18 protein-coding genes are annotated in these 17,769 nt (G+C 41.7%); 11 read left to right on the forward strand and 7 right to left on the reverse strand.

Going from position 1 to position 17,769, the window contains the following annotated elements:
• From tolA to pal, 3 genes are all read left to right on the forward strand, one after another.
• On the forward strand, window positions 1–558 hold a 558-nt coding region (gene tolA, locus MKI85_RS10625), incomplete at its 5' end, for a cell envelope integrity protein TolA (RefSeq protein WP_241627618.1).
• Between the two features lie 159 nt (window positions 559–717).
• Window positions 718–2,001, forward strand: a complete 1,284-nt coding sequence (gene tolB, locus MKI85_RS10630; protein WP_241627807.1) for a Tol-Pal system beta propeller repeat protein TolB — start codon at window positions 718–720, stop codon at window positions 1,999–2,001.
• Between the two features lie 32 nt (window positions 2,002–2,033).
• Window positions 2,034–2,606, forward strand: coding sequence for a peptidoglycan-associated lipoprotein Pal (pal, locus tag MKI85_RS10635; protein ID WP_241627619.1), 573 nt, complete (start codon window positions 2,034–2,036; stop codon window positions 2,604–2,606).
• A gap of 54 nt (window positions 2,607–2,660) precedes the next feature.
• On the opposite strand, the gene MKI85_RS10640 is transcribed toward pal, so the two are convergent.
• Complete coding sequence (locus MKI85_RS10640; RefSeq protein WP_241627620.1) at window positions 2,661–2,852, reverse strand: NF038105 family protein; 192 nt, start codon at window positions 2,850–2,852, stop codon at window positions 2,661–2,663.
• A 182-nt stretch (window positions 2,853–3,034) separates the two neighbouring features.
• On the opposite strand from MKI85_RS10640, the gene MKI85_RS10645 reads away from it, so the two are divergent.
• From MKI85_RS10645 to MKI85_RS10665, 5 genes are all read left to right on the forward strand, one after another.
• Entirely contained in the window at window positions 3,035–4,009 is a 975-nt protein-coding gene (locus MKI85_RS10645) for a class 1 fructose-bisphosphatase (protein ID WP_241627622.1), read from the forward strand.
• A gap of 51 nt (window positions 4,010–4,060) precedes the next feature.
• Window positions 4,061–4,837 carry a TrmH family RNA methyltransferase gene (locus MKI85_RS10650; protein ID WP_241627624.1) on the forward strand — a complete coding sequence of 259 codons (777 nt, stop codon included), beginning with the start codon at window positions 4,061–4,063 and terminating at the stop codon, window positions 4,835–4,837.
• A 159-nt stretch (window positions 4,838–4,996) separates the two neighbouring features.
• The gene (locus MKI85_RS10655) at window positions 4,997–5,611 is read left to right on the forward strand and encodes an RNA polymerase sigma factor (RefSeq protein WP_241627809.1); all 615 of its coding nucleotides are present in this window, start codon (window positions 4,997–4,999) and stop codon (window positions 5,609–5,611) included.
• Complete coding sequence (locus tag MKI85_RS10660) at window positions 5,608–5,928, forward strand: hypothetical protein (protein ID WP_241627626.1); 321 nt, start codon at window positions 5,608–5,610, stop codon at window positions 5,926–5,928. Before MKI85_RS10655 ends, MKI85_RS10660 begins: the two co-directional genes overlap by 4 nt.
• Window positions 5,918–6,322, forward strand: coding sequence for a DUF3106 domain-containing protein (locus MKI85_RS10665; RefSeq protein WP_100241000.1), 405 nt, complete (start codon window positions 5,918–5,920; stop codon window positions 6,320–6,322). Before MKI85_RS10660 ends, MKI85_RS10665 begins: the two co-directional genes overlap by 11 nt.
• A 122-nt stretch (window positions 6,323–6,444) precedes the next feature.
• Here MKI85_RS10665 and MKI85_RS10670 read toward each other — a convergent pair whose 3' ends face one another.
• From MKI85_RS10670 to cxpE, 4 genes are all read right to left on the reverse strand, one after another.
• Window positions 6,445–8,859 (reverse strand): CSLREA domain-containing protein, encoded by a 2,415-nt coding sequence (locus tag MKI85_RS10670; protein WP_241627628.1) that lies wholly within the window; start codon window positions 8,857–8,859, stop codon window positions 6,445–6,447.
• Between the two features lie 15 nt (window positions 8,860–8,874).
• Window positions 8,875–10,695 (reverse strand): rhombotarget A, encoded by a 1,821-nt coding sequence (gene rbtA / locus MKI85_RS10675; protein WP_241627630.1) that lies wholly within the window; start codon window positions 10,693–10,695, stop codon window positions 8,875–8,877.
• 362 nt (window positions 10,696–11,057) lie between these two features.
• Entirely contained in the window at window positions 11,058–11,762 is a 705-nt protein-coding gene (gene hda / locus MKI85_RS10680) for a DnaA regulatory inactivator Hda (RefSeq protein ID WP_100240997.1), read from the reverse strand.
• A gap of 24 nt (window positions 11,763–11,786) precedes the next feature.
• A complete protein-coding gene (gene cxpE, locus MKI85_RS10685; protein WP_241627631.1) occupies window positions 11,787–12,995 on the reverse strand; it encodes a chloramphenicol efflux transporter CxpE in 1,209 nt (402 codons plus the stop codon).
• Between the two features lie 134 nt (window positions 12,996–13,129).
• On the opposite strand from cxpE, the gene purM reads away from it, so the two are divergent.
• Complete coding sequence (gene purM / locus MKI85_RS10690) at window positions 13,130–14,200, forward strand: phosphoribosylformylglycinamidine cyclo-ligase (protein ID WP_100240995.1); 1,071 nt, start codon at window positions 13,130–13,132, stop codon at window positions 14,198–14,200.
• The gene (gene purN, locus MKI85_RS10695) at window positions 14,197–14,829 is read left to right on the forward strand and encodes a phosphoribosylglycinamide formyltransferase (protein WP_241627811.1); all 633 of its coding nucleotides are present in this window, start codon (window positions 14,197–14,199) and stop codon (window positions 14,827–14,829) included. Before purM ends, purN begins: the two co-directional genes overlap by 4 nt.
• Before the next feature lie 43 nt (window positions 14,830–14,872).
• On the opposite strand, the gene MKI85_RS10700 is transcribed toward purN, so the two are convergent.
• Window positions 14,873–15,676, reverse strand: a complete 804-nt coding sequence (locus MKI85_RS10700) for an alpha/beta fold hydrolase (RefSeq protein ID WP_241627633.1) — start codon at window positions 15,674–15,676, stop codon at window positions 14,873–14,875.
• Window positions 15,673–16,698: a signal peptide peptidase SppA gene (sppA, locus tag MKI85_RS10705; protein ID WP_241627635.1), complete on the reverse strand. Its 1,026-nt coding sequence runs from the start codon at window positions 16,696–16,698 to the stop codon at window positions 15,673–15,675. The genes MKI85_RS10700 and sppA overlap by 4 nt, the downstream gene beginning before the upstream one ends.
• Before the next feature lie 129 nt (window positions 16,699–16,827).
• Between sppA and MKI85_RS10710 the strand changes: the two genes are divergently transcribed.
• The gene (locus MKI85_RS10710; protein WP_241627637.1) at window positions 16,828–17,769 is read left to right on the forward strand and encodes a lysophospholipid acyltransferase family protein; all 942 of its coding nucleotides are present in this window, start codon (window positions 16,828–16,830) and stop codon (window positions 17,767–17,769) included.

Consider the following 17,769-nt stretch of genomic DNA (forward strand, 5'->3'; position numbering starts at 1 on the left):
GCTGCAAAAGCTAAAGCACAAGCCGATGCTGCTGCAAAAGCTAAAGCACAAGCCGATGCTGCTGCAAAAGCTAAAGCTCAGGCAGATACTGCTGCAAAAGCTAAAGCGCAGGCAGATGCAAAAGCTAAAGCTCAGGCAGATGCTGCTGCAAAAGCTAAAGCTCAGGCAGATGCTGCTGCAAAAGCTAAAGCGGATGCGGAAGCTAAAGAACGTGCTGAAGCAGAAGCGAAAGCCTCATCTGCTAAAAAGGCTGCGGAAGAAGCTGCTGAGAAAAAAGCTGAAGCAAAACGTATTGCCTCTACTGCTAAACGAGACTTTGAAAACAAAGTCAAGCGTGCGTGGAATCCGCCTGCGAATGCAGCAGGTCAGAAAGCCAGTGCCCGTGTCACCTTAAGTGACAGTGGCGCAGTGCTATCAGTTGTGGTCAATGCCAGTGACCCTGACATGAAAGCCAGTGTTGACGCAGCGGTACGTGCAGCAGCACCTTATCCTATGCCTTCAGATCCTGATGCGCGGCGTGAAGCACGTATGTTTACCTCTTCTTTCACTGCTCAATAATCACAATCGCCATGCCAAATACATGGCGATCAAGCTTTTTCACAGTGTTATAACAGTTTAGCCATAATGTAATGCTTTAAATCATGAAATTTCATGCCATTATGTTAGGCAATTTCATACAACCCACAAAGACTGACGTTTCAGAGTATACAGCGAATGATGGAAAATACGCGTAAACATCTACTTGGTTTAGCAATCATGACGGCTCTTATGCCACTACTTGTTCAAACCAGTCATGCACAACTTCATTTAGAAATTGCCAAAGCACCAGAACAAGCCCCTAAAATTGCGATTATTCCATTTAGTAACGATCAAACTATTTATTCAATTGTCGAAAATGACTTGAATCGTTCAGGAAAATTTAGCAGTGCCTCGCAAAACCTTCCAGCAACTGCCAGTATGGACAATCCCAATACGGCGGCATGGCAAGCAGCAGGCGTACCCTATCTGGTAACAGGCAATGTAAAAGCAACCGCTGCGGGAACATTTGAAGTGCAATATCAACTGTATGATGTTGAGAAAAAACAGTACTTGTTGAATGAAATGCTCACCGTACCGGCTTCACGCAGCCGCCAAGCTGCACATATGATCAGTGATGCCATTTATCAAGCATTAACTGGCATTCAGGGTGATTTCAGTGGTCGTATTGCTTATGTGTTAAGAAATCCTGCTACCCCAGAACAACGTTATACCTTGCAAATCGCAGATACCGATGGTGAACAACCTAAAACCATCCTGACCTCGCGTGATCCAATCTTGTCCCCTGCTTGGACCCCAGATGCACAGAAAATTGCCTACGTGTCGTTTGAAAGCAAACGCCCAAATATCTACCTACAAGACTTGGCTACAGGTCAACGTGAAAAACTGGCGAGCTTTCGTGGCTTAAATGGTGCACCAAGCTTCTCCCCAGATGGTAAATCTATGCTGTTTACTGCTTCGATGCATGGTAACCCTGAAATCTATCAAATGGATTTAAGCACCCGTCAATTACAGCGTATGACCAATGACAGCGCAATTGACACCGAAGCACGTTATTCACCTGATGGTAAATCCTTTATTTTTACCTCTGACCGCGGTGGTTCACCACAAATTTACCGCTATAGCTTCGCAGATGGCAGCAGCAAACGAATTACATTCCGTGGTGCATTTAATGCTCGCGGAACTTTAAGTGCCGATGGCAAAAAAGTGGCATTGGTGCATCGTCCAAGTGGCAGTAGTTACAAAGTTGCCATTCAAGACATCAATACGGGCATCACCAATATTCTGACCCCAACCAGTCTGGACGAATCCCCGAGCTTTTCGCCAAATGGGCAAATGGTGGTGTATGCCACACGTGAGGGCAACCGTGGTTTGCTTTCCATTATGTCGGTCGATGGTCGTTTCCGCATGAATTTACCAAGTGAGCAAGGCGAAGTCCGCGAACCAGCTTGGGCACCGAAATAAACTTTTAAAAATCAATCTATATGGAGATGAAGATGAACGCAATTAAACTGTTGGTTTTACCTGTCTTGGCGTCAGCAATCATAATGACAGGCTGTGCGAGCCGTAAACCTGCTGCCGAAATTCAAACAGGTCAAACACCAACTTCTGCGGGCACTACTGTGAGCACTGAAGGATTAAGTGAAGATGCTGCGTTAAATGCACAAAATCTTGCGGGTGCATCTTCTAAAGGCGTAACAGCTGCAAATAAAGCATTTTTAGCAAAACGCGTAGTACATTTTGACTATGACAGCAGTGATCTTTCCAACGAAGACTATCAAACACTGCAAGCGCACGCGCAATTCCTTGTAGCCAATGCCAACTCTAAAGTGGCATTAACAGGTCACACGGATGAGCGTGGTACTCGCGAATACAACATGGCACTTGGTGAACGTCGTGCCAAAGCGGTAGAAAGCTTCTTGATTACCAATGGTGTTAATCCAACACAATTAGAAGCAGTGAGCTATGGTAAAGAAATGCCAATCAATGCGGGTCATGATGAGAATGCATGGAAAGAAAACCGCCGCGTAGAACTTAACTATGAAGCTGTACCGCCTTTATTAAAATAAGGCTGTCTACAGATCTAAAAAAGCGCTTTAATGTTAAAGCGCTTTTTTTATTGCTTAAGCAGGTTTATGCTCGTCTTCTTCATGCTCGTGCTGCATGGATTCAATGAGATCATGCTTATTAAATTTCTTATACTCTGGCTTGGCTTCGTAATCTTTCCACGCTGCTTTCACATTTTCTGGACTAATATCATCCAAACTAATACCTTCATTTTCCGTCGGCATGGCATCAAACTTTTGCGTAGTCATTCTGCTGCTCCTCAATTCTTTTTAATCCTTCCCATCAACATAGCACTATCCCTAAAAGTTGCAAGGGCAAAATCAAGCCAAATAAGTGAGTTTAATTTTTCTTTTGCAGCATTCTCATCTAAAATACCCATCTAAATTATATTTGCTCAATTTGATTGGTTTTCACTCGGAGTTTTCCCGCCATGGCATACCTCACCCTTTCCCAATTCTTAGAACAACAAACTGGGAATCTTACACCTGAACTTGCAAAAGTTATTGATACTATTGCAAATACGTGTAAAACCATTGACCAAGCTTTACAAAAAGGCGCGCTTGCTGGGGTATTGGGTAGTGCTGAACATGAAAATGTACAAGGTGAAACACAAAAGAAATTAGATGTTATTTCCAATGACTATTTAATTGATGCATTAAAAGTACATCCACATGTGGGTGGTTTAGCATCTGAAGAACTGGATGAGTTCACCCCTGCACAAGAAAATGGCGAATATTTAGTATTATTTGATCCACTTGATGGCTCAAGTAACATCGACATCAACATGTGTGTAGGTACCATTTTCTCGATTCTTCCTGCTAAAAATGCGGTAACTCAGTCCGCAGATTTCATGCAAGCGGGTGTTCATCAAGTTGCTGCGGGCTATGTATTGTATGGTCCTTCAACCATGATGGCATTAACTGTAGGTGCAGGCGTCGTCTTCTTTACGTTTGATCCAGAATCTCAACAGTTCTTATTAACTACAGAAAATATTCAAGTAGCAGCAGATACTAAGGAATATGCCATCAATGCATCTAATCAACGTCACTGGGAAGAACCTGTAAAACGTTATATTGATGAATTACTTGCAGGTAAAACTGGTCCACGTGAGAAAGACTTTAACATGCGTTGGGTTGCATGCATGGTGGGTGATATTCACCGTATTCTTTGCCGTAGCGGTATCTTCATGTACCCATACGACCTAAAAGATCCGAAAAAAGCAGGTCGTTTACGTTTAATGTACGAAGCCAACCCAATGAGTATGCTCATGGAACAAGCAGGTGGTGCATCAACTACAGGTCGTGTTCGTATTCTTGAAATCGAACCGACTGAATTGCACCAGCGTGTACCAGTCATCATTGGTTCAAAAAATGAAGTTGATCTTGTAACTCAATACCACCATTAATTTATTAAACAGAAGTAGGTTCACCACCTACTTCTGTGGACTCATGTACACATGCCTATCATTTTTTTAGAATCAAAAGACAATCCTAAAATTAAACACTTACGTGGCTTAATTGAGCAAAACACCTATCGTAAAAAGCAAGGTCAAACCGTGCTTGAAGGTACACATCTGTGTTTGGCATGGTTGCAAGAGCAAAAGAAAATTAATGCAATTTTCACGACTGAACTCGCCTTACAACATTCTGACTTAGAAGAAATTCAAAGACAGTATTCTGGTGCGATCTTTATTTTAAGTGAATCTCTGTACAAAGATTTAAGCACTTTAGGCACTTCGCTTCCGTGTCTTGCGATTATCGATTTGCCATCATCTTCACAGGCACTTCAATACAATCTAGACACTCTCATTCTGGAAAATATCCAAGATCCGGGTAATGTCGGTACCTTATTACGTTCTGCAGCAGCAGCAGGTGTTCAACAAATTATTGCCACCAAGGGTACGGCGTCACTCTGGTCACCACGCGTATTGCGTGCTGGTATGGGTGCACATTTCTCTTTAGATATTTATGAAAATGTAGCGCTTGAACAAGTCTTACCTCAGTTTAAAATCCCTGTGTATGTGACCAGTTCACATCGCTCAACCAGCTTATATGCCCAAGATTTAACCCGAGCATGCGTCTGGATTATGGGCAATGAAGGTCAAGGCGCTTCAGATTATGCGCTTGCGCATGCACAAGCCGTCACTATTCCTCAACCAGGCGGACAAGAGTCACTGAATGTTGCAATTGCAGGATCGGTCTGTTTATTTGAAATGGTACGTCAACGCATCTAATACGTTTTTTTATTTTAAATTGTCCCGCCCAATTTTAAAAATAGATTACACTTGAAAAAATAATAACAGGTATTGTCAACCAAACCATTATTTCCAACGTTATTAAGGATATGTATTGGAAATAATGGTGATGATCCAATGACAGGGTTTTCCATCTCCATGGATTTAGCGCCGAAACAGTCTCAGTCGGAAAATTTAAGTGCTTTAAAAAGTACGGCTGAACAACGTCTGAAAAATTTTATGCAAGACGTAACTGGGCGTGCCTTAATCATGATGGAGAATGCAACACAAAGGCAACAAGGCATCGCGATGGATCTCGTTCAAGAGGCATTCATCGCCCTGCATAAATCCTATTCGGACAAATCAACCGATGAATGGTATCCCCTGTTCTACACCATTTTAAATAACAAATTGCAAGATTGGCGTCGCAAAGAACTCCGTCGCTCACAGCCTTTTTCTTTCTTCAAAAAGGTGAGCCTCGAAGAAGACGATCTAGAAATTCAAGATGTTATTGATGAAACAACTCCAAGCCCTTTGGAATTTCTCGATCAAGCAGTTACGATTGAAGAAATTCAAGCAGCGATACGTCAACTGCCTGTACGGCAGCAACAGGCTTTTATGCTGCGGGCATGGGAAGGATTTGACACGCAGACCACCGCGCAAATCATGAACTGCAGTGAAGGGAGTGTTAAAACACATTACCATCGTGCCATTCAGGGTTTACGAACTGCGTTATCACATTTAAATCCATATTCGGGAGGGTCATCTGAATGAAACGAGATGATTTCTTAAAACAAGTCACCGCCAAACTCGATGGACTAGCACAACAGCATAAAGACAAACCTTTAGTGATGAATCATGTTCTGGACCATATTCAGCAGCAAAAAACATCACGTTTTGGATATCTCAAAATGACCGGGTTTGCTTTGGCTGCAGCAATCGCAGGAATTGTGGTATTACCAAATTCTGTTGATCTGTCTGAAAAGCCACAAAATCAGGTGGTGGTCACTCCTAAACTTTCTCCACAAATGGTAGAAGATTTAGAAATGTTGTTAGTTTTAGGTGAGGACAAAGTTCCACATGGCAGCTAGAAGGTTAGCTTTTGCTTTTTGTGCACTCGGCTTCTTGCAAACTAGTTTTGCAGGCTTTGAACGTTTTTGGTTTTTTTCCAAAGATGCCAACACCCAAGTGGCTGAAACTTGGGAAACCCTGTCAGAGCAAGAGCAACGTGCTCTGATTAAGCGCTATCAGTCGCTCAAAGAAATTCCCGATGAGCAAAGTGATAGTCTGCAACAGCGCATGGACTGGTTTACCCAGTTACCTGAACAAGAAAAGCAAAAAATGCGTGAAACTTGGCAACAAATGAGCAGCCAAGAACGCAACGACCTGCGCGTGCGTATGCAAAAGGCGACACCTGAAGAACGGATCAATATCCGCCAAGAATACATGAACAAATATTTGCATCACACAGCGGAACAGCCATAATTTCCATGTGATTCTAAGCATTTACAAAAAAGCCAATCCAGTGAAGATTGGCTTTTTTTATAGTTCACAATATTCTGAATCAAGAAGCTCATCAATGGTATGAGCTTCTTATACTTCAACCCTTATGCTTTCTTTCCCCGGCGTAGATAACGATAGCCAGCCAATCCCAACAAACCCATCAAGCTGAACCATCCCATAGAACCGCCTCCACCGCCAGAAGTCACCGTATTTTTAGCAGTATTGTTTAGATAGATTTTTGCGCGATTCGATGCCAGACCTTCTGCATCAAAGACTGTATATTCCATAACTTGATCGAATGGGCTGTAGTTGTTTTTCACCTGAACCACCAAATTACTGAAATAACAGGTATCGCGCATGGCACTACCAGGGCAAGGACCGTTCGGTACAGATGGATCAACCATCATCGCACTTGGCAAGCTGTCTAAACGAATAGCCAACTCCTGACCTGCTTCATTATGGTAGAAATCGGCTTTATTCAAACCTGCAATACTTGCTTTCGAACCATCATCATCAAAGTCATTTTCAAGTGGATGTAAGCTAATGTTCTGATTGGTACCATATTCCAAGCGATAAGTATCATCTTTGGCAATCGGTGCAATATTGGCAAAACTCGCACTTAATACACCTGTTGTGGTTTTGGTCGCATCCGTTTTGGAGGTAATGCTGTACGTACATAAAGCATTTTCACCAATCGTCGAAAGATTATCATCTAAGCGATAAAACATGATGCGCTTGAGTTCAGGTATCCATTCACATTTTAAGTTTGGATCTTGATCACCAATGAATTGAAAACTGCTGCCTTCCCCTGAGTAAACTCCTACGCCTAAAACTTGGGTACTGATATTATAGTTTTCAGCATTCAGGGCTTGGACTTGTGATTGGTTGTTCATCCACTGCTCATCAGGCAACGCCAGTGCAAACGGATCAATATAAATCGCACGGTATTTGGCATATTTTTCGGTATTGCTCTTCAAATCCTTAAATGCCGTTAGCTCAGCTTGGTACTGGGTTAAATATTTAGCATCTGTTGATTGATCATTAATACGTGCCTCATACAAATCTATGGCTTGCTGATAACCATCCATCATTTTCGAATAAGATAAATTCTTTAAATTAATGATATCTGCCGCTGTCAAACGCATCAGTTCTACAGAGCCAATATCACAGGTATTTTTCATGCTCGGATTTAAAATGAGCGTAGCGTCTGTAATCCGACTAAATCCACGTTGATCGATATCACTACATCCAATCGCACCTATATTGACCAAATCATTCGCAGTCTGATTATCCCGTGGATAGTACAGCGGCAAATATTCTGTACTTGCACTCGGTCCCGTATAGGCAGACAGCAACGTGCTCATCGAAATGTTGCTGACATCAATATTGGTATTGCTTCCAGAGGTATTACTTGCATAAGCAATTTTCGGCAAGTTACACTGCCCTGTCACCGCACCTAACTGCAAGGCATTGTTCATTGCAACAATATCAAGTTTTGCATCCGCCACATTGCCATTATTTAAAGCATAGCGACAGGATTGTCCCGCATTGTATGCCAGTACATTAAAGGAAATATTTTTACTGCCCAGTTGGTCATACAGTAAGGTGCTGGCAGCATTATTTTCTACAATGGTATTACTTAATAAAACCAACGTACTGTTTTCACTTAAGTTTGGTTGCGCAGTATTGGAGGAAATACTCTTAATAATTGCGCCCATAGTGGGATTTGCCTGATTTTTAGCAATGGTATTGGTTTGCAATACAGTCGATGCCTCACCGCAAATCTCTAACATGCTTGCATTATTCGTGGCTCCATTGCCGACTATACTACTGTTCTGAATGGAAATTGTGGGCTTGGTAAACAACAAATTATTCTGACAGGTCATCGCCAAGACACTACCTTGTGCTGCTTGGTTGGCTTGTATCAAGCCATGATCAATATTCAATGAAATATCGCCATCTAAATAAATGGCACCACCCTGAGCAGCATGTGAATTGACGATGGCGACATTATTTAAATTAATATCCGCCCCTGCATAGATTGCACCACCTAGGCCTGTACTGCCCCCATTCGCCAAAATGATGTTCTTAAATGAAGTCCCGTATTTCGACAATGAACTATTAAAAATTCGGGTCTGATTTTCTCCACTGATGGTGGTTTTTAAGGCCGTCGTCGCTGGATAAGTATGAGTTAAGACATGCTTGGATGAATAATCCAGAGGCTCGGCACCATAAATTTCAAGTACAGATTGCGGCACCAGTTCACGTTTGAGTGTATAGGTTCCTTCTTTTAACTGAATCCGATCTTTTTGACCTAAACGTGTATCGCCTGCATTACAGCCACCATAAGCCTTATTATCTGCAGCCGTCCTTATAGCTTCGCGCAATGAACATTGATTTAAGTTTTCACCATCTTCATCATCAAAGGTGGTGACATAGATAAACGTATCTTCCGCTGCCATCAGAGACATTGCTGACAGCACCATTAATGTAAGTAAACCTTTTTTATAATTTTTCACGGTCAATTCCCTTGCCTATTTCTTGTAACGACGTAATCCAATCAGTCCCAATAAGCCCAATAAGCTTAATATTCCCGCACTCCCCCCCGAAGTCTCGACCTTGCTACTTTCCATCTGCCCAGCAGGCGCCTGAGTGACTTGGACTTTGATCTCTAAATAAGGATTCTGAGAATCGTTAAATCGCGTCGTGGTTGTGACCAGTCGAATTTTAAAAATATCGGCTCCATGCCAATTACCATTCGGTCTGTACTGTATATTGCCTTCTTCATCAATAGTGACGCTTCCCTTCGGCTGAGTCGTGGTTGGAATGACTTGTAAACAACCATCTTGCCAAGCCTCACCTGTCGGATTTTTACCCAATAATGCTTCACATTGATCTTTAGGTAAAAGCTCACCATCACCCAATAATTCAGCCACCGACATTTTTGCAACTTCACCGTAATTGATATCGTCACCGATCAAAGAAATTGTGGTTGGAAACACCAGTTCAATCGCACCACGGTCGCAGAGCACATTATTGGAATCACGAACTTGTCCACGCTGATCACTGGACTCACATTCCACCAAGGCAGTTTCTGATCCAGTCCATTGTTTGCCTCTATTCACAATCAACGAATCACTTAACTGCTGATAAGTCACCAGCAACCGTGGTTTAAAATAACCGAGAAAATCATGGCTACTTTGATTAAACGGACACACTAAACTTTGTCGATCTAAATTTGCACTGCTACATTTCCCCTCAAGTGTGCTCCCTGCAATCAACGCAGTTTGCGTCCAAATTTCATTTGGATACTCTGCCACCCCTTGCCCACAACCTGCTGAAACCAAATTGTTCTGTAAAATACTCTGATCACCTGCTTCAAACTTACAATCCTGCTGTGTAGTAATTGGGTATGGATTACCAATCAAGATACTATTCGCAAGAAAAGCTTTACCCTGTGGTGCAACAAATTGAACACCTTGCGCATTGCCAATCATGGTCAAATTATTTAAGCCAATACCGTCGCGTAAATTCAGTAAATAGCCTTTATTCTGTAAAAAAGTACTGTTTTTAATATAATTTGCGACATTCAAAATCGAGCTTGGTAACTGCTCTGAATTAAATAATAAAGAAGCATAAATATTTGCAGAAGCTGAACTGGTGGTCTCATTATGACGAATGACACTATTTAAGATTTTATATGCAGGTCGCTGGGTATACAGTACAGCACCTTCGGCAGCATTATTTTTTTCAAATAGACTATTTTGAATGACGACTAGACTGTCGCTGGTATTTTCGACCGTTGAATTACCCACATTATAAATTGCCCCACCTTGGGCTGCATAACCACCAGATAATCCCGCATAACTTAATTGTAGATATTCATTGTTATAAATTAATCCACCTTGTAGTGCGCATTGGGCTTGACTGCAACCTTGTAGACTGACCTCGTACAACACAACACTGAGTAATTTTTCTTGTGAGCCATCATCAATTCTTAAGATATTATCTTTTGCTTGCATTTGCAGCACAGCATTATTTTTACCTAGAACTGGTGTTTCATTAAAATCGACATCATAGTTGGTTTTAATGGTTAATTCATTTTGAATATTTAAATGTGAATTCAGCTTATAGACTTTCTGCTTTTCCAACAAAATGACAGGACTTGCATCTTCCCCACCACAACCGAAATACCCTTCTTTAGGCATATCTTGGTTAATATAACTGACCGCTTCTCGTAGTGAACACTCTTGATCATCTTTAACGACATCTTCAGTGGTAGTCACACTAATATTCGCACTATAGGCATGCCCAGCCAGACACAACATTCCCGCACCAATGCTCTGCTTGAGCATACGTCTCTCCTTAATTATTTTATTGATCTTGTTTTTCTAAATTGCTGCTTCCTCGCAATTTATCTACAGCCAATGACGATCCCTTTGCCGTACAGCCTAAAAGATGAACGTAGAAATATAATTGACTAAATTGGCAAATTCTTTAGGCACAATTGCAACTTTTAAAAGACAGGCTCAATAATTTTGAGTCTGGATGATGAGTTCTATGAGATGAGACGAATTGAAACTTCATGCTGATTTGCAGCATTTATGTTCTCCTTAACTTTACTTTCTATTATTTTTCTATGCTCGCAATTCCATGCGATAAGCATTTAAGCTGTACTTTGTCACAGCAATGTTGATTACTCAAGCGCTTTTATCTGTTATTGATATTCATCAATGAGTGCATAAATTTGTCTTAAAGTGGCATGACTTAATTTGGTTTTCTCGCCTTTGAGCAGCTGAATCAACTGCTCTAAGGTTTGTAATAGAATCGAAGCCTGATGCGGACCATGAGCTAGAAGATAATCAATAATTTGCTGATCGATATGAATCCCACGACGTGCAAGTACTGAACTAACAAGAATCTGTCGATCTGCATATAAACTGCCATTAGGAACTTTCACACTCACCGCTTGGGTCAGTCTGGACTGTAAATCAGGTAGTTCTAATTTCAACTCAATCGGTGCAAATCGTGAAGAAAAAACCAGTTGTCCACCCACTTCATTATTATAATTAATGAGGTGAAATACGGCTTTTTGCCAATGTGGCACGCCGCAAATCGCTTCAATATCATCGAGTGCCACCAAATCATAACGCTCGAGCGAGGTAATCGCTTCAGTCGGCGCATCTAGCAATTCTAATAAAGATACTTTAATCGCAGATTTACCCACATCCAGATAAGAATCGCAGATTGCAGAGAGTAAATGACTTTTACCCGTACCAGCACCACCATAAACATAAAAGCGATTCATTAGACCGGCATGTAACTGACGAATAGCATCAATGACATGGCCCCATCCCGGACCAGAGAAATCACTGATTCGGGCATCAAGTTGGGGTTCAATATCTAATTGCAGTTGACGCATAGTCGTGTTTAAGCCTTATACGCTTTATGGTTTATGTTCGATGTTACTTGAATTTTCAGCAACTTGCTGATCTTTTGCAGTGTGATCTTTAATTTCAATGTCTACTTCCAGTTGTGACGTTTCTATACTAATAGAATCTGCTTCCGCATTGGAAGTGAAGATTGTTTGCGTACCATACAACTGACTCTGCTCATACCACTCTCGTGCATGTTTAAGCAGCACCACAATCACTGCAGCTACAGGCAAGGCAATCAGCATGCCTAAAAAACCAGCCAATTGCGCACCCGCCAGTACGGCAAACACCACTGCAACAGGAGATAATCCTATCTTATCCCCCAATAAAAAGGGTTGCAGAATATAACCTTCAATAGCCTGTCCAATCATGAATACGACAATAACTAAAGCCAAATGCACCCAATCCAGTCCAAACTGGAATAAAGAAGCAATAACAGCGGCGATAATCCCGACAGCAAAACCCAAATACGGAATAATACTGGCCAAACCAGCTACCATTCCAATAATCAGTCCAACTTCAAGCCCGATTAACTGCAAGCCAACCGCATAGACAATACCAAGCAGCAGCATCACCAAAAATTGCCCTTTCACAAAGGCACCCAGCACACTATGGCATTCACCCACAATCTTTAAAGTTGATTGTTCATAAGGACGTGGAATCAGTCGACGCATGCTGTCCAGCATGCGATCCCAGTCCAGCAGGAAGTAAAAAGCGATCACCGGAATTAAGACCACCGTACCGCCAATTTGAATAAAGCTCAAACCTGACTGGGCAATTTTAAGTGCCATCGCCTGAATGCTGTCGGCACTATAATTGGTTTGAATATAGTCCATGACTGTCGTTGACAGTTGATGCGTATCTATTTCCATCTGAACCAAATTAAAGGTTCGTGACAACCACGGTAAAAAGGTATCATTTAACCAATGTATCCCTGCAGGAATACTGCTTTTGGCATACATTAACTGCTGCCAAATTAATGGCACCAAATATGAAATTGCTAGAGTGAGAATGACCCCAATCCCAATAAATACAATACTGATCGACAGCCATCTCGGCAAACCAATGTTATGAAATTTTTCTACCAAAGGATTAAATAAATAAGCGATTAAAAATGCTGCAATAAATGGCAATACCACAGGCTTTAATAAATATAAAACCCAAAGAATAAGCGCGATTCCCGCAAGGATAAAAATGCGACGCAAGGTTCGATCGACCATAGAAACCCGCCTTTTTCGATTTAATCGTTATAAAAAGTAAAATATTTAAGTAAAGATAGCATTTTAGAGCATAAATAACATAAGAGTTTCGTATATTCGGGTTATAATCCCCGCGCAAATGCGGAGACTTCACTATGAGCAACTCAACTTCTACCCCAAACACTGGTTTAAGCTATAAAGATGCAGGTGTCGATATTGAAGCGGGCGACGCACTTGTCGATCGAATCAAATCTGTCGCTAAGCGTACAACTCGTCCTGAAGTGATGGGCGGATTAGGTGGCTTTGGCGCACTATGTAAAATTCCGAAAGGCTATGAAGAGCCTGTTCTCGTTTCTGGCACAGATGGTGTCGGCACAAAATTACGTTTAGCTTTGAACTTAAACCGTCATGACACTATTGGTCAAGACTTGGTTGCAATGTGTGTAAACGACCTTTTAGTGTGTGGTGCAGAACCTTTATTCTTCCTTGACTACTATGCAACGGGTCACTTAAATGTTGATGTTGCTGCTGATGTTGTTACAGGTATTGGTAAAGGCTGTGAGCTTGCTGGTTGTGCATTGGTTGGTGGTGAAACTGCTGAAATGCCAGGCATGTATGAAGGCGAAGATTACGATCTTGCGGGTTTCTGCGTAGGTGTCGTTGAGCAAAGTAAAATCATTGATGGCTCTAAAGTTAAAGCGGGCGATGTCTTGATTGGTGTTGCATCAAGCGGTGCGCATTCAAATGGTTATTCTTTACTTCGCAAAATCTTAGACGTTAAAAACGTCGATCTTACACAAATCGTAGATGGTCGCCCACTTGCTGATACAGCAATGGAACCAACACGTATTTATGTGAAACCGATTCTTGAGCTTTGCAAACAGGTTGATGTACACGCTATGGCGCACATCACGGGTGGCGGTTTACCTGGTAACTTACCTCGCGTACTCCCAAATGGTGCTCAAGCAATTATTAATGAATCTTCTTGGGAATGGCCAGAATTGTTCAAACTTCTTCAAAAAGAAGGTGGTGTTGAACAATTCGAGATGTACCGTACGTTTAACTGTGGCGTAGGTATGGTCATTGCTGTTGATCCAGCAGATGCAGATAAAACTATTGCACTTTTAACTGAACAAGGTGAAAAAGCATGGGCGATGGGTCACATCGTAGACAATGCAGAATCTGTTGAAGGTGCTGACGAGAAAATCCGCGTAATCTTTGCATAATGAAAATCGCTGTCCTTGTTTCAGGAAGTGGCAGTAACTTACAAGCCCTGATAGACGCTCGTCTATCAGGTCAAATTGTAGGTGTTATTTGCAACAAACCTGAAGCGTATGCACTAGAACGTGCTCAACAAGCGGGCATTCAAACTGCTGTGATTGAACACAAACAATACCCAACCCGCGAATCATTTGATGATGCCATGCATCAACAGTTATTGGCATGGGATGTTGATTTGGTGGTATTGGCGGGTTTCATGCGTATTCTGAGTGCCAAATTTGTACGTGCTTGGGAAGGGAAAATGCTGAACATTCACCCTTCTCTACTGCCGCACTATAAAGGCATGCATACCCATCAACGGGTATTGAATACAGGTGATGTCTATCACGGCTGTACCATACATTATGTTACCGCAGAGCTAGATGCAGGACATTCACTGGCGCAAGGTGTGTTAAAAGTTGGTTGTCATGACCATGTCGAGCAACTCGCGCAGCGCGTACATGAGCTTGAACACCTCATCTATCCTCAAGTGGTAGAATGGATCTGTACAGGCGCCATTCAATATCAGAATGCAAATACGGTTTTATATCGAAATCAACCATTAAATGAACCGATCCAGTTTTGTAAACTCTAAATACACCCCATAAAAAATGCATCCTCGGATGCATTTTTTAATATTACTTTTGTTGTTGCTGAATCAGTTGTTTAATCAATTCTACTGTTGCTTCTGGACGTTCTAACGGAAACATGTGTCCTCCCTCAGCCACGCTAAATGGAATACCCACTTTTTTCTTGGCAACTTGCGGGAACTTATGTTTTAAAAACTCACTTTGATCCCCAACCACCAAATGCATTGGCACCTTCGGTTTAGACATGGGTAACCACCACCAAGATGGCGTATTACGGAAAATAGCAACCTCGGCAGCTTTTGGAATGGTCAAGGTTACACCACCACGCTCTGCATCTTCAGTCAAGGCATGATCCAAATAGGCTTGAAAACACTCAGGATCAAATTTTTGATATAAGCTTTTCGGTCTTAACATTTCACCTGCCTGCTCACGGGACTCCCAATGATCACGACGACGATTACTCAGACCTGCTGGGGTCATCCGATCCACCAGTTTCGGTTGAAGCAGCTTCGCAGTATGGAACAATAAAGAGGCTTTGCCCATGATCAGTGGCGGATCAAGCATGATAACTTGCTGAAATAATTCAGGACGCCTATAAGCGGTCATCATGGTCAAAACCGAACCCAAAGAATGTCCGAGTCCAATCACGGGACGCCCATGTGCCTGACGCACAATGCTGTCGATCAGCTGATCCACCAAGTGCGGCCAATGATTGGTCACAGGATAACGTTGGTCGGTTCCAATGAGTGGAACATACACAATATCGTAATCATCTCGAAGTAAATGAAAGAGCTTTTCATAGACTTTAGATGGCACACCATTGGCATGCGCAAAGTGGATCAGTGGTTTCATTGTATTTTTGTCGTTTGCTCTGCTTGAACCTGTTCAGCGAGTGAAGTAGCAAAACCTTTTCCGATTGAGCTTCCCATACGCCCGAGAACAGAATCCAATGGATTATATTGAACGGTATAGTCCACTGTTTTATCGATTTTCAGTTCACGTTTCAAGCTATTTAGGCTACCTGTACGGTCAGCAATTCCGAGTTTAACCGCTTGTTCACCTGTCCAGAATAATCCTGAGAAAATTGCAGGATCCTGAGATTTCAGTTTTTCCCCACGACCTTTTTTTACAGCCTCAATAAAATGATCATGTACATTATCTAATAATGCTTGGACATGTGCTTTCTGAGCAGCATCAACAGGTTGAGTCATCGATAAAATCGCTTTGTTTTCACCAGAAGTCATGGTGCGATCTTCCACACCCAACTTTTGCATGAGCCCATTTACGCCATAATTTGGCATAATGACCCCAATCGAGCCAACCAAACTCGATGGATTGACAATAATTTCATCCGCTGCTGAAGCAATATAATAAGCACCCGATGCCCCTGTATCGCCAATAATGGCATACAGTTTTTTATCTTTATGCTGTTGCTTCAGATACTGAATTTCCTGCCAAATTTCATCTGACTGTACAGGTGAGCCACCAGGTGAATTAATATTCAAAACAACGGCTTTACTATTGCTGTTCTCAAATGCTTTCTTCAAAGATTTGATGGTATCTTCACTATTCACACTTTGCTTATCTGCAGCAATCGTACCAACAATATCAACAACCGCAATATGTGAACCTGTAGTCGAACTCACATCTGTCGTAGTCGTACTACAACCCTTGCCTAAGATCACTAAAATGAAAAGAATATAAGCGAAGGTCAGTAACTTGAAGAAAATACTCCAACGACGGGCACGGCGCTGTTCTTCTACTGAAGCCAATACGGCTTTTTCAATAATCTGCCATTCTTTGCCTGACTGCTTTTCTAAATTTTGTTGTGTAGTATGACTTTCGTTTTGTGGTTTAGGTGGCCAATCGGACATGTAAGAAGATCCAATAATGAAAAAATTATCCTCATTATATACATGCAGATGCAATAAACTATTTAAACCCTGTATTTTCGCCTATAATAATTGCTGTTTTATATTTCTTATCCCCATACCCATTAGGCAATGACTGATAAAACTCCAAAAACAATGACCGATCGCGTACTGCAATTTGTAAGTCGTCAACCTATTCAAATCTCTCGAATGCTTGCTCGTTCACTTGCAGGATTAGTGAACCTATTAAAAATATCTAAAACATCACAAACAATACGCCTCAATCTTGAAATAGCCTTACCTGAACTCAGCTCAAGCCAACGCGAAAAGATTACTCAACAAGCAATTCGAAATGAACTCACCTCCTATTTTGAATTCTTTAGTATTTGGGGTTCAGAGAATCAGAAAAATATTTCACGTATTCATTCAATTACAGGTGAACACTATTTACATGATGCACTTGCTGAACAAAAAGGTGTGGTGTTAATTGTTCCGCATTTTGGAACTTGGGAAGTCATGAACGCTTGGGTTGCCCAATTCACCCAAATGACCATTTTATATAAACCTGTGAAAAATCCAGCAGCCGATAATTTTGTGCGTAGTGCACGCAGCCGCGAACAGGCTAATTTGGTTCCCACAGATGAAACTGGGGTACGACAGATTTTTAAAGCCTTGAAACAAGGTGGGACTACGGTCATTCTGCCTGACCACACACCAAATGTAGCGGGTGAATTGGTACCGCTGTTTGGTTTACCTTTAGAATCTAGCAATTTAAGTGCCAAACTGATTCAAAAAACCAAGGCAAAATCACTGTTTTTATATGCGATTCGTAACGATGCGCATGGTTTTGACATGTATATCGAACCCATGCCGGAAAGCATCTATCAAGGGACAGCCAATGATGGGACTCAAGTGATTCATCAAGAAATTGAAAAACTCATTCAACGTTTTCCTGAGCATTATCATTGGAGCTATAAACGCTTTAAAGCCAATCCAGAGTTGCGCAATCTGTATAATCTGCCACATGAACAAGCAATGCAACTTGTAGCAAAAATTCGCGAGCAACAAATGTAA

This window comes from Acinetobacter zhairuonensis, assembly GCF_022601715.1.
Classification (GTDB): Bacteria; Pseudomonadota; Gammaproteobacteria; order Pseudomonadales; family Moraxellaceae; genus Acinetobacter.

Coding starts and splice junctions, on each gene's coding strand:
- hda (WP_100240997.1), bottom strand. CDS start 11,762: ATGCGTCAACTGCAATTAGATATTGAACCCCAACTTGATGCCCGAATC.
- MKI85_RS10710 (WP_241627637.1), top strand. CDS start 16,828: ATGACTGATAAAACTCCAAAAACAATGACCGATCGCGTACTGCAATTT.
- MKI85_RS10655 (WP_241627809.1), top strand. CDS start 4,997: ATGGATTTAGCGCCGAAACAGTCTCAGTCGGAAAATTTAAGTGCTTTA.
- rbtA (WP_241627630.1), bottom strand. CDS start 10,695: ATGCTCAAGCAGAGCATTGGTGCGGGAATGTTGTGTCTGGCTGGGCAT.
- sppA (WP_241627635.1), bottom strand. CDS start 16,698: ATGTCCGATTGGCCACCTAAACCACAAAACGAAAGTCATACTACACAA.
- purM (WP_100240995.1), top strand. CDS start 13,130: ATGAGCAACTCAACTTCTACCCCAAACACTGGTTTAAGCTATAAAGAT.
- cxpE (WP_241627631.1), bottom strand. CDS start 12,995: ATGGTCGATCGAACCTTGCGTCGCATTTTTATCCTTGCGGGAATCGCG.
- MKI85_RS10700 (WP_241627633.1), bottom strand. CDS start 15,676: ATGAAACCACTGATCCACTTTGCGCATGCCAATGGTGTGCCATCTAAA.
- MKI85_RS10660 (WP_241627626.1), top strand. CDS start 5,608: ATGAAACGAGATGATTTCTTAAAACAAGTCACCGCCAAACTCGATGGA.
- MKI85_RS10640 (WP_241627620.1), bottom strand. CDS start 2,852: ATGACTACGCAAAAGTTTGATGCCATGCCGACGGAAAATGAAGGTATT.
- MKI85_RS10645 (WP_241627622.1), top strand. CDS start 3,035: ATGGCATACCTCACCCTTTCCCAATTCTTAGAACAACAAACTGGGAAT.
- MKI85_RS10650 (WP_241627624.1), top strand. CDS start 4,061: ATGCCTATCATTTTTTTAGAATCAAAAGACAATCCTAAAATTAAACAC.
- MKI85_RS10665 (WP_100241000.1), top strand. CDS start 5,918: ATGGCAGCTAGAAGGTTAGCTTTTGCTTTTTGTGCACTCGGCTTCTTG.
- pal (WP_241627619.1), top strand. CDS start 2,034: ATGAACGCAATTAAACTGTTGGTTTTACCTGTCTTGGCGTCAGCAATC.
- tolB (WP_241627807.1), top strand. CDS start 718: ATGGAAAATACGCGTAAACATCTACTTGGTTTAGCAATCATGACGGCT.